Here is a 12,024-nt window from a genome sequence, read left to right as displayed (position 1 = left end):
GGGACCCGCTCCGCGGGTCCCACAGCGCTGCGCGCTGTGCCAACGAGCAGCCTCGCTTCGCTCGGCTGGAAGGGCTCCGCTTCGCGGAGCCCAGGGAACCGCCTCGCTTCGCTCGGCCGAGTCCCGCTTCGCGGGACTCGGCCGGCTCGCTTCGCTCTCCGGCCTGGTGGTCCGCTTCGCTCCCCACCGGGCCCTGGGTCCGCTTCGCTACCCCAGGTCCAGGCAGGTCTTCTTGTGCTGCTGAGTGGCCATCAGGGGCCCGGTCCGCTGCGCTTCCCGGGCCTGCCCGCTGCCGCGGGCGCAGCAACAGGGAGGTGGGTGGGGTGCTTGGCGCTGCTGCTGACATTCGGACTGTGTGTCGCCGGGGGCTTCGGTCCCGGTGGTCGTGCACGGCTGGGATCTCATCTTATCCTGCGTGCTTCATTTTTGAGTCCGGATAAGAACAGGAATCAGGCGGCCGTGGCGCTGCGGGGGCAGGGGTCGGGTGCACCCGTACGCGGCGAAGGTGAACCGGACCTGGGAGTTGTGTCCCTGACTGCCCCTCATACCTCTCATGTGCTGGCTGTACCGGATGGCGGTGGTTGCTGTCAGTCGTATGCCGATACAGGTCAGTTGGGTGCCGAAGGGCTGGGATACCTGGGACGGGGACGGCCTGTGCTGTCCGGTGCTCGGCAGAGAGGGGCCGCACATGCCGGAAAGCGGCGAGGAGTTGGTGGGTGGTACTGCGGCTGTGTTCCCGCCCCGTGCCGGGCGGGCGGCAGCGATGCCCCGGCTACTGGAGCTCGATGGGCGAGGGGAGCTGACATCCGCGCACGTACGCCTGGTCGCCCAGGCCCTCGGGAAGTCGGAGCGAACCGTGTGGCGGTGGCTGGCCGCTGCCCGGGAGGACGACCGTTTCGCCCGGATGGAGGCCTCGCACTTCACCATCACCACGGAAGTAAGGCGGCTGCTGGCCCTGTGGGGCGGCAACGCCTCCCGCGTCCACGCCGAGCTGGTACAGCGGGCAGCCGAAGACCCGGACGCGCCGGCGGTGCCGTCGCTGTCGACACTGCACCGGGCGATCCGCCGGGACCTGACCCGCGGCGAGCGGGCCGGGCTCAAGAGCGGCGAAGCCGCGCGGCGCGCGCATGACGTGTTCGGCAAACGGCCGGCGACGCACCGCAACGCGGTGTGGGAGGGCGACCACAAGCACGTGCCTGTCGAGGTCGACGTGGAGGGTGGGCTGACCACGCCGTGGGTGACCTGGTTCATCGACTGCGGCACCAAGGCGATCACGTGGGTGGCGGTCACCGCGCACACACCGAGCCGGGACGCGGTGCTGGCGTCCCTGCGGATCGCGATCACCCGCACCGAGCCATTCGGGCCGGTCGGCGGGCTGCCCGGTCAGATCCGGGTCGACCGCGGCAAGGAGTTCCTGTGCCGGGCGGTCACCGCGGCGATGGGCGCGTTCGCCGTCCCCGTCACCGATCTCCCCGCCTACAGCCCGCATTTGAAGGGCACCATCGAGGCGCTGAACGACGCGGTGGAGGAGATGTTCCTCGTCTCGCTCCCCCGCTACACCGGCCGCCAGAAGCTCACCGGAGGCCGGCTCGCCGATCCCGATGCCCCGCCGCTCACCTACGAGGCGTTCGTGGGCCTGCTGCTGGACTGGACGACCTGGTGGAACACCCGCCACCACCCGGACGCCCTGGGCGGCAAGACGCCCATCGAGGCGTGGCAGGCCGATGCGACGCCGCTCACGGACGTGCCGGCCGGGCAGCTGGCGACGTTCGCGCTGGAGGACGACGGGCGCACGTACACGATCAGCACGTCCGGCGTGCGGTGGCGCCGCCGCGACTACCTCGCCCCCTGGATGAACGGCCGTACCGGAACCAGAGTCTCGGTACGCCACCTGCCCCACCACGACGACACCATCGAAGTCTTCGACGTCGCCACCGGGGGCCACCTCGGCTCGGCGTTCCTGGCCGATGCCGCGAGCCGGGAACAGATCCGCTCCGTCCAAGCCGCACGTACCGCGGCCGCCCGCCGACTCAAAGCCGATCTGAAAGCCGCGGAGAAACTACGCCACCGACGCTTCGAAGCCTCCACCACCGCCGCCCCTCCCCGCCCGCTCGCCTCCCCCACCACCGCCCAGGCCGAAGAAGAACTGGGCGCGGCAGGACAGGTCGACCGCCGTGCGCTGGCCCGCCCCGACTACATCCCGCACGGCCCCGCACCCGAGACCTGGGCCCGCCCCAGGCCCCCGCGCACACCTACTCCTGATGAGGACGACAGCTGATGATCGCCGACCTGGACTACGGACTGCTGCCCGACGAGCGCGAAGATCACTTCCTGGGCCTGGAGCAGGCACAACTGGTGGGCACCGACACACTGCTGACCACCCGCGACAACATCGAGGCCGTCATCGAGGCCAAGGCCATGATGTGCGTCTACGGGCCCGCCGGATCCGGCAAGACGATGTCCGTGAACTCCGCGCTGCGCCACCTCGCCCCGGACATCACCCACCGTCTGGAGCTGCGGGCGGGACCGACCCCGCGCGACATCCGCCACGGTCTCTTCCAGGCCCTGGGGCTGCCGGGTGAGCCGCCGGCCCGTCCGATCGAGTTCGACACCCTGCTCAAAGAGGCGCTCGCCGAGGAATTCCGGGTCCTGGTCTGCGACGAAGCCCAGTGGATGAAGAAGACCGGGTTCGAGTTCTGGCGCCACCTGTGGGACGACAAACGCACCAACATCGCCATGATCTTCGCCGGAGGCGACGGCTGCTACAAAGTCCTGCGACGCGAACCCATGCTCGCCTCCCGGATCTTCATCTGGCAGGAGTTCACCCGCATGTCCAAGGACGAGGTACGGGCCACGATCCCCGCCTTCCACCCCGCATGGGCAGACGTGGACACCGCACTGATCGACGCGATCGACAAACAGGCAGCCCACGGCAGCTTCCGCAACTGGGCCAACATCACCACCCACATCCTCGCCGGCATGAAGAAGATGAACCTGAAGCAGGTCGACGAAGACCTCGTGCGCTGGGTCTACAGCAAAATCGGCGGCATGTAGTGACGGCCGCTGGCCTCCCAGCCGTCACTGTCATCATCGACAAAGACGACCACCCCGCATGGACGGCCGCCGCGCATACCGCGCACGGCCCCGGCCTGGGACGTCTGACCGTCGACCCCAGCCCCGCCAACGGCGCACCCGCCGCCCTCGCCCACGACCTGCTCTACGCCCTGGGCAAACGACTCCCCCAAGGCGGAGAAACCTACGGAACCTGGGCCGACTCCCAGCGCCCCGCCTGGGACGCGGCCTGCGCCTGGACACTCGCCCACCACATCGGACACCTGATCGTCTGCCGCACCGACCGCCTCACACACGCCCGCCGGGCCCAACTGCTCGCCCTGCGAGAGCGCAGCGGCATCCGACTCACCCTCCTCTGGCACCGCCCGGTCAGCCCCGCACTGACCACGCTCCTCGAAGAGACCCCGCACCACATCATCGACACCCTCCCCCACGCACGCGTCGCCCTGGAGCAGACAGGACGTTTCCCGGCCGACATCAGGAGCCCCGGGCAGCCCGAACTCCGAGCCCGCGCCCTGCCAAGACGACGGGCAATGGATCACCCCGCGAGCACCGCTGGACAGCGTGGTGGTGGACCGTCTCGCACGCACCCGGTGCCAGGGCGTCCCCGCGGTCGCCCCCGACAACGCCGCACCGCCCAAGCAAGAAGACGGCCGCACACCGGGAGACGTCCTCGCCGCCCGGCTGACCACAGTGGCGCACCCGCTCCACGCGGCAGCCCTGACCATCCACGCGATCACCGCAGCCGACATCGACCGGCTCGCACTCATCCGCGGCATCGACATCGACGAGAGCACAACCGTCGTCAAAGTCCACGACAGCGCAGCCCACCGCCGATGCCGGCTCTACTCCCTGCCCGCCTGGGCACGCCCTCTGATACTCGCGGCCTGCATCCATGGACAGCTCAAGGACCGCGCCCCGGACAGCCCGCTCTTCCAGCCCATCACCGCCCAGGGCGGAGAACAACTCACCCTCACCGCAACAGGAATCCGCTACGCGTTCGGCCCCATGCGGTAAGAGGATGCTGTCCGCCTTCACCAGACGGCGCTCCTCAGAGCACTCCCACGGCCCTGACCAGCGACAACGCGCTCCACGCTGTACCGACCGGCAACCAACCGACCTGCCCGGACACCAAAAACGTCAGCCCCACATCGGCATCCATGTCACCACCCGAAACCCTCACGGCAACAAACCGACCTACAGAAACCCGATATCTCCCACACTGACATCACGATGCCGAACCACCACCGACAAAACGCCACAGATCATCAGGTGTTCCAGTCGTCGGGCGACGCAGCGGGCGGGATGAGGTCCGGCAGGGCCAAGGCGGCCATGTCGCTGTCGGATGTCGCGGCGAGTTCCTGATCGGCTTCGGCTGCCGTGACGGCGCCCAGACGCTGCGCGGGCGTGGGATCGGTGGCCGGGGCGAAGCGCTGCCGGCGCAGGGCCTCGGCCTTCTTGGCGTCCTCGCGCAGTCGGCGGGCCCGCACGGTGCGGGTGCGGCGCAGCTCGTCGAGCTGTTCCGGGGTGGCGGCGTCGGCGAGGTGGGCGGTGCCGAGGTGGCGGCCAGCCGGGTCGCAGACCTCGATCTCGTGGTCGTGGTGGGGCATGTGCCGGATCCGGACGCTGCGGCCTGCCTGGCCGGCCATCCACGCGCCGAGGTAGTCCCGGCCGCGCCAGCGCACGCCGTGGCTGCTCAGTTTCCGGACCCGGCCGTCGTCTTCCAGCATCAGCCCCCACAAGGCGGCCTCGGGGATGTCCGAGAGGGGCGTGGGGTCGGCCTGCCAGGCCTCGACGGGGGTCCGGCCGGCCAGGCCGGCGGGGCGGTGCTCGGTGTTCCACCAACGCGCCCAGTCGAGGACCTCGGCGGTGAACTCGGCGAAGGTCAGCGGCAACGGGTCGGGGTCGGGCTTCTTCTTGGCGCGCCGGGGCTCGGGGGTGAGGGTGTAGCCGGGCAGGACCGCGAAGAGCATGCGGTCGGCACAGCGGTTGAGGTTCTCCACCGTGCCCTTCAGATGCGGGCTGTAGGCAGGCAGGTCCTCAATCTTGGAGCCCAGGACGCCGAACACGCCCAGGACCGTCTTCGACAGGAAGTCCCGGCCGCGGTCGACGCGCACGTGCTCAGGGACGCCGCCCGCAGGTCCGTACGGGCCGGTGCGCAGCACAGCCGCGCGCAGGGCCGCCAGGATCGACGCCCGGGAGGGATGACCAGGGGTGACCGCGGTGCCCGGGATGGTCTTCGTCGCGACGTCGATGAACCACGTCACCCACGGGCGCACCAGCTCCCCGTCCGCGTCGACCACAAGCGGCGCCTGGACGTGGTCGGCCTCCCAGGTGTGGTTCCGCCACTGCCTCGGGCGACGCCCGAACACGTCATGAGCCCGGGCCGCCTCCGGACCCCGGGCCAGGCCCGCGCGCTCGCCCGCACTCAGGTCACGGCGCACCGCACGCAGGAACGTCGACAACGACGGCACCGGATTCAGCAAGGGCACTGCCTCCGTCGGCGCACCGCCCGGAACCGCGGTGGCCGGTTCACCGGCCGCCGTCCGGGCGCGGGCCACCAGCTGCCGGTGGACTGCGGACGCGTTTCCCCGCCAGTACGCAGCAGCACCCGCACCTCCGATGACATCTCGAACCGGTCCGCCGGTCGCTCCCCCGGACGGGCCACCATGCGGGGCTCGGCTTCGGCCTGCGCGAGCCACCGCCACACCGTCCGCTCCGACACCCCCAAACACTCCCCCGCAAGGCGCACATGCCCCCGCGACAACCTCCCCCGGCCCCGAAGTCGCAACAGCTGCTGAACCGCCGGCCCCCGCAACGCCGCGAGCGCCGGACCCTGGAGCTCAGGCACCGGCTCTGGCGCCTGGCAACGCTGTCGGCTCTCCCACCTCGGATGAACTGATCACGGAACCGCTCCCTGCCGCCTGGTCTTGGTCTCCCTTTCCAATCCCGTGCCGCCGGCCGTTACGGGTAGGGGCCCAGCCGGGCGCAGCCCTGCTCGATCAGCGCACGGTCCACACGTACGTCCCGGCCCCGCTTGGCCAGGGCGTAGACGTGGGAGGTGATCTTCACCCAGGTACGGAAGTTGCCCCGCGCGACCGTGGCATCCGCCCACGCCACGTCCGCCGGGCCCACGCCCTCCGACACGTCATGGAACATCGCCAGCGTCTCCCCGAGCCGCTCCTGGTCCAGCCCGGGAACCTGGTCCCAGGTCAGCACCCGCGACCGCAACGCGGGCGCCCGAGCGATGACCCGCTCGGCTCCAGCCCCACACAGAAGCAGCGCTGCAGCCGTACCCGGCTCGTCCCACAGCAGACGCAGGTAATCCAGCAGCGGCGGAGACAAGCGTTGCGCGTCATCTAGGAACAGCACCCCAGGCCGGCGCAGCGCCTCCCCCAGGGCACGGTCCGCCGGCTGCGCACGGTGCGACAAAGACCCCGCCGCCAACCCCATGGCCTCCAGCAGCGAAGCCCGCATCTGCGGCAGGCCCGGCTTCACCCCCACCACCGCCCACCACACCGGTACCCGATCAGGCAACAGATGCAACGCCTGCTGCACCGCCACCGTCTTCCCCACCCCGGGATCCCCGAACACACACCCAATCCCCCGCGCGGCAGCAGTGTGCCCCACCGCCTCCACCACCGCAGCCACCCCGGCCGTCGACACCACACGCGCACCCGGCACGAACAACCGCACCCCACCCCGCGACGCGCCTTCCAGCCCTATTTCCTGATCCGGGGTCTGCGTCGGCGCAGCACCTTCATCACCACCCGAGACCGGCAGGCCATCCCCAGAACGCGTCAACCGCAGGCCAGCCAGCACCTAGTCAAAACTGCCGGCGACCACCCGGCCCCGCGCCGGCCGAGCCACCTCCAGCACCCCTCCCGCCTGCAAGTCACGGCGCACCACACGCTGCAATGTCGAAGCCGAGGGAACGCACCCCACACCCAGCTCCTCAAGCAACCCGTCCGCGCGTGCCTGGTCCAACCTCCGGTACAAGGCCCAGACGTTCCCGCCCTCCTCCCCCAACACCGCCCACAGACCGCCACTCAGAGCGAACCCATCCCGGCACGCCCGCGCCTCGATCCGCCCCGCCCGCCCCTCAGCGAACCAACACCACACCGTCCGCTCCGACACCCCGGCAAGCTCCACAGCAACCTTCACATACACCCCGACACAACCCCGGACCCATCCACCGCAAGCAAACGCCGAACCACCACACCCCACCCCCCACCCACGCCCACAGCCGGAAGCGCTACCCCACCACATACACCCCGACCCAACCCAGCAGCCATACCCCCCAACACAGCCCAAGCAGACCACCCCGAACACAGCAACCTTCAACCCCGTAACAGCCACCCAGTCCACGCACTATCAGCAAATGGCAGCCCCTTAGCCACCCCACGACAGCCATCACAAAACCAGAAACCACCGCTACACCAAACCCAAAACCCACCACACACCGATAACACCCAACCACCACCACCACACCCCCAACTCACAGCCGCTGGCAGGCCGGCGCCGAACAGGACGCGAACCTCCTCGCGCTGCGCGGGCCCGAACTCCGTGCGGCCCGCGTGCGGATCCGTGCCGAGCGTGACCGGCTCCGCGAGAACGGCCAACACCGTGTCAGCAGGCTCCACGCCCTCGCTCCCGCGCTCCGCACCGAACTCGAACACCGCGGCCTGCTACGGGAGTGGGACCCGATCCCCGAAGGCGCCCAGAGGGCCGGACAGACCCTAGGGGGCACCGGGCCCCACGCGGGTCCCGGGCTCACCGCCAGGCTCGTCGTGAGCCTCCCATGCGCGTGGTCGGTGAGGTGACGGGTCGCCTCGTCCACTTGCCTATGCCACCTGTCGCGCTCCTCGGTGAGGGCGGCTCGGAGGGTGTCGGTGACGCCGTCGGGAACGTGGACCTCCCGCAGCTTCATCACGGCGGTCAGGATGGACAGGGCGTTAGTCGTGATCTTCTCTTGTGCCTGCATCTTCGTCTGGAAGCGCCGGTTGCGGACCTCCAGCAGCGGCGAGATGTAGCGGCCGGTGAAGATGGTCGTCGTGGCTTTGTTCATGAGAACGGGGCTCTGGTCCACTTCTTGTGGTTGCGTACGCAGCGTGACTGTTGCTCGTCGTTGAATGGCTGACGAGGTCGCCCGAAAATCGTCCTGCCGGGGAGGAGCGGGGTCGACAGTTCTGCCTCGTGAGCGAAGTACGGCCGCAGCTGGATGAGCTGCTGTTCTGGTCCGTGGAGAACGTGTCGGTGGAGTTGGTCGAGGTGGCCGACACCCTCGTGCGAGTGGAGGCCCAGGCCACGGCCCTTGGGGCGGCGTGTCCGGGCTGCGGGTGTTGGTCAGGGCGAATACACGGCTCCTACCTGCGATTTCCCCGTGACCTGCCAACCGCTGGCAAGCGGGTCGTGGTGTCGCTACGAGTGCGCCGGTTCCTCTGCGCCGAGGTGTCCTGTCCGCGCAAGACCTTTGTCGAACAGGTGCCGGGGCTCACCCGTCGATTCGGCCGGCGGACGAAGTGGCTGCGTTCGACGCTGGTCTCTGTCGGGCTCGCGCTTGCGGGACGTGCCGGCGCCCGGATGTCGGACGCCTTCGGGGTGCGAGTCAGCCGGAACACCCTGCTGAGGCTGATCACCTCGCTGCCGGATCCGTCCGTCTCCACGCCCCGCGTGGTCGGAGTCGACGAATACGCCCAACGCAAAGGCCGGATCTACGGAACCGTGCTCGTCGACGTCGAGACCCGCCGCCCCGTGGACCTCTTGCCGAACCGCGAGGCGGACACCCTCGCAGCCTGGCTGTCCGAGAGGCCCGGGATCGAGATCATCTGCCGGGACCGCGCCCGCTTCTACGCCGAAGGAGCCACCCGCGGCGCCCCGCAAGCTCTGCAGGTCGCTGACAGGTGGCACCTCTGGCACAACCTCGGCGAAGCCGCCGAGAAGCGCGTCTTCCGGCACCGCGCCTGCCTGCGATCGGCAACGGCGCCGCTCGCAGAGCTTGAGCAGACATCGGAACCGCCCGACTCATCGCCGTGGCCGACCGGGCACCGGTTCGCTGAAAGGACCCGCGCCAAGCACGCCACCGTCCACGCGCTCCTCGCTGCTGGCCACAGCAAGCGATCCATCGCCCGGCAACTTGGCATGGGCTTCAGCACCGTCCTCCGCTTTGCCCATGTTGCGGAGCCGGAGCAGTTGTTCACCGGCCAGTGGCAAAGCCGCCCCACCAAGCTCGACGCATTCAACCCCTACCTCGACGAGCGGTGGCAAGAGGGCTGCACCAACGCCTGGAAGCTATGGGAGGAGATCAAGGAACAGGGCTACCGGGACGGCTACGGCAACGTTCGCGCCTACGTCAGCCGGAACCTACGCGGCAAACCCCAGCCAGTCGGTCCCCGCCCGCCATCCGCCCGAGCCGTCACCCGCTGGATCCTCACCCGTCCCGAAGCATTGATCGAGAGAGACCGGATCCAGCTCAAGGACGTACTGGCCAACTGCCCCGAACTGGACGCACTCGCCGGACACGTCCGCTCCTTCGCCCACATGCTCACCCAGTTGCAGGGCCACCAGCTGCCGGCACGGATCGAAGCCGCGACCACCACCGACCTGCCGAGCCTCCAGCGATTCGCCCGGCACCTGGAGCGCGACCTCGACGCCGTCACCGCCGGACTCTCGCAACCTTGGAACTCTGGAGTCGTCGAGGGCCATGTCAACCGGATCAAGATGCTGAAGCGCCAGATGTTCGGCCGCGCCGGCTTCGAACTCCTCCGCAAGCGCGTCCTGCTCTACTCCTGAAAAGGCTACTCAGGACACATCGCCGATCAGCCCGAAGCCCTCCGGGAACGCTTCCAGGAACTCGCGGCGAGCGGGGTTGTTCTCGGCGGCTGCCATCTCCCCGACCAGCTCGATCAGCTCCTGCCGCTGATCACTCGGCAGCGTGCTGACCACGTGGCCCACACCCTCCATGACCTTGACCGCGTCGTTCTGATCCATCTGCTCGTCCTCGCTACCGTCGATGAACCACAGGACATCGACCAAAGCCTCGGCCAAGGCACGAGTCAGGGACGGGTACGAGGACGTCACGATGGCCTCCCAGCGGATCAACGGCAGAGTCCGGCCATCCCACTACACACCACTGACATCACTGTCCGTGAGCCCCCACAAGAAGTGGACCAGAGCCCGAGTTTCGGAAGCACTTTGGTACTTGCACTTGACCACCTCGCGCGCTACGGGACTCGGTTCAGGTGGTGGGCGTGGGCCACGTACCGAGCGCGTAGGCCAGCCGGTCGCTCTGCTCTCGGGAGACGCCCTGAGCGATGCGTGCTCCGCACCGAGGGCTTCCTGGCTCGTCGCTGGCCGTACCCGCCGCCCCCTACCTGGCCGCCGTCTGGGCCGGCGGCAGCAGCAGCGCGGGCTGGGCGGTCCCGATGGCCACCGACATAGCCTTCGCGCTCGCGGTCCTCACGGTGCTGTCCACGCACCTGCCCACCCCTGCTGTAGAATCGCACAGATATACGATCATGTCATGCGCATGACAGAAGGAGATTTGTGCGAATACGACGTGTCCTTACGGTCCTGGGTACGAGCGCTGCAACGCTCATGCTGGCTGCAACCAACGCATCCGCAGCCACCGTCGAAATAGACCTCGCTACCGCCTCACCCGTCCCCGAGGGCAGCAGCAGCGTATGCGCCGAAGGCGGCTGGTACACCGGAGATGGCAGCCACCGCACCATCGCCTGCTTCATAAAGACAGGCGACTGGTTCCATGTCGTCGACCAGGCATCCGATGGCTGGTCGGCAGTCGCTCTGTGGCAGGTCACCAACGCCAACGGAGACGTCGTACGACAAGGGCGCGTGTACAACGCTTCCGGTTACGACACGCACCGCTACAAGAACAAGGACTTCCCTGAGGGCTACACCCTTTCGATCAGGGCATGTGTCGGGAGCTGGAGGGGCGGAGACAACCCAAGCATAGTCTTGGAAGCATGTAGCGCCCCGAAGTACACCACCGCCTGACAGAAATAGTCAGATCAGCAGCCCTGGCAGGACATTCGAAACCCTGCCGGGGCTGCCGCGTATCCGCCTTTAATGCCCAGGAGAACGCACTGGCTCCGCGGCCTGCTCGTTCTGCTCCGCATCACCTGCCTCACCAGCGGTCTCCGGGCGGTGCCTGACTCCGTTGGTGGAGCCCTTCTGTGCGCCGTGGGGGCGGGCGTGGCGGGGTGGCTCCTCTGGTCGAAGAAGCCGACGGGACGCTGACGCCGGCTGGTGACAGCAGGCCGGCGTGGGCCGTTACTGCAACCGCCCCCTGCACCCAACGACGGGTGCTGCTACTTCTCGGTTCTGGCACACATTCCGTGAGGACGATCATCGGCGTTCTGCCACGGTGACGTCGCGTCACCTGGGAGCGTGGTGCGGTGTGATGACCTCATAGGGGTGCTGTTTCCGCAGTTCAGGTCGGTCTTGGTGGAGCGGGTGTTCCCAGAGTGCGGTGTGGTGCACATCGTTGCGAGAACCCTCGATGGCACGGCTTCGTGCCCGGACTGCGAGCTTCCGTCGAGTCATGTGCACAGCCGCTACGAACGCCAGCTGGCCGACACTCCGGTCGGTGACCAGCCGGTGGTGATCGCACTGACCGTTCGGCGGCTGTACTGCGATAACACCCTGTGCGGGCGTCGTACATTCGTTGAGCAGGTCGCGGGTCTGACGTTCAGGTACGGGAGAAGGACTCCTGCCTCGCGCCGTGTCCTGACGGTCGTTGCAGTCGCCCTCGCCGGCCGGGCCGAGGCCCGTCTGGCAGCCGTCCTGCAGACGAGGGCGAGCAGGACAACGCTGCTGCGGGCGATCATGGCCGTGCCTGATCCTCTCTGGGCCGTTCCAAAGGTGCTGGTTGTCGATGACTTCGCCACCCGTCGCGGGCACCACTACGGCACTGTCCTCATCGACTGCTAGACC

General features: G+C 68.7%; 8 protein-coding genes and 2 pseudogenes. 7 read left to right on the top strand and 3 right to left on the bottom strand.

Going from position 1 to position 12,024, the window contains the following annotated elements; all coding sequences use genetic code 11:
* Window positions 1–763 precede the first annotated feature (763 nt).
* From ACWDYJ_RS23940 to ACWDYJ_RS23930, 3 genes are all read left to right on the top strand, one after another.
* Window positions 764–2,278, top strand: a complete 1,515-nt coding sequence (locus ACWDYJ_RS23940) for a Mu transposase C-terminal domain-containing protein (protein WP_451567636.1) — start codon at window positions 764–766, stop codon at window positions 2,276–2,278.
* Window positions 2,278–3,054: an AAA family ATPase gene (locus tag ACWDYJ_RS23935; protein ID WP_451567635.1), complete on the top strand. Its 777-nt coding sequence runs from the start codon at window positions 2,278–2,280 to the stop codon at window positions 3,052–3,054. Before ACWDYJ_RS23940 ends, ACWDYJ_RS23935 begins: the two co-directional genes overlap by 1 nt.
* 588 nt (window positions 3,055–3,642) lie before the next feature.
* On the top strand, window positions 3,643–4,089 hold the full coding sequence (locus ACWDYJ_RS23930) for a hypothetical protein (RefSeq protein WP_451567634.1): 447 nt from the start codon (window positions 3,643–3,645) through the stop codon (window positions 4,087–4,089).
* A 251-nt stretch (window positions 4,090–4,340) separates the two neighbouring features.
* Here ACWDYJ_RS23930 and ACWDYJ_RS23925 read toward each other — a convergent pair.
* Together ACWDYJ_RS23925 and ACWDYJ_RS23920 are read right to left on the bottom strand one after the other, a co-directional pair.
* Window positions 4,341–5,866: pseudogene (locus tag ACWDYJ_RS23925) on the bottom strand (Mu transposase C-terminal domain-containing protein).
* A 170-nt stretch (window positions 5,867–6,036) separates the two neighbouring features.
* Window positions 6,037–6,894, bottom strand: coding sequence for an AAA family ATPase (locus ACWDYJ_RS23920; protein ID WP_451567633.1), 858 nt, complete (start codon window positions 6,892–6,894; stop codon window positions 6,037–6,039).
* 1,374 nt (window positions 6,895–8,268) lie between these two features.
* Here ACWDYJ_RS23920 and ACWDYJ_RS23915 point away from each other — a divergent pair.
* Complete coding sequence (locus ACWDYJ_RS23915) at window positions 8,269–9,864, top strand: ISL3 family transposase (RefSeq protein ID WP_451567632.1); 1,596 nt, start codon at window positions 8,269–8,271, stop codon at window positions 9,862–9,864.
* Between the two features lie 9 nt (window positions 9,865–9,873).
* Here the strand turns inward: ACWDYJ_RS23915 and ACWDYJ_RS23910 are convergent, their stop codons facing one another.
* Complete coding sequence (locus ACWDYJ_RS23910; protein ID WP_451567631.1) at window positions 9,874–10,062, bottom strand: hypothetical protein; 189 nt, start codon at window positions 10,060–10,062, stop codon at window positions 9,874–9,876.
* 359 nt (window positions 10,063–10,421) lie between these two features.
* Here ACWDYJ_RS23910 and ACWDYJ_RS23905 point away from each other — a divergent pair.
* From ACWDYJ_RS23905 to ACWDYJ_RS23895, 3 genes and pseudogenes are all read left to right on the top strand, one after another.
* Window positions 10,422–10,556, top strand: a pseudogene (locus tag ACWDYJ_RS23905) (Na+/H+ antiporter NhaA); the annotation flags it as partial.
* A 112-nt stretch (window positions 10,557–10,668) separates the two neighbouring features.
* Complete coding sequence (locus tag ACWDYJ_RS23900) at window positions 10,669–11,085, top strand: hypothetical protein (RefSeq protein ID WP_451567630.1); 417 nt, start codon at window positions 10,669–10,671, stop codon at window positions 11,083–11,085.
* Window positions 11,086–11,505: 420 nt separating this feature from the next.
* Entirely contained in the window at window positions 11,506–12,021 is a 516-nt protein-coding gene (locus ACWDYJ_RS23895) for a transposase family protein (RefSeq protein ID WP_451567629.1), read from the top strand.
* The last annotated feature ends 3 nt before the right edge of the window (window positions 12,022–12,024 follow it).

This window comes from Streptomyces sp. NPDC003042 (assembly GCF_053591315.1).
Note: the sequence above shows the minus strand (reverse complement) of the source record. Positions and strands in the feature narration are given on the sequence as shown.

Coding starts and splice junctions, on each gene's coding strand:
- ACWDYJ_RS23940 (WP_451567636.1), top strand. CDS start 764: ATGCCCCGGCTACTGGAGCTCGATGGGCGAGGGGAGCTGACATCCGCG.
- ACWDYJ_RS23935 (WP_451567635.1), top strand. CDS start 2,278: ATGATCGCCGACCTGGACTACGGACTGCTGCCCGACGAGCGCGAAGAT.
- ACWDYJ_RS23910 (WP_451567631.1), bottom strand. CDS start 10,062: ATGGATCAGAACGACGCGGTCAAGGTCATGGAGGGTGTGGGCCACGTG.
- ACWDYJ_RS23900 (WP_451567630.1), top strand. CDS start 10,669: ATGCTGGCTGCAACCAACGCATCCGCAGCCACCGTCGAAATAGACCTC.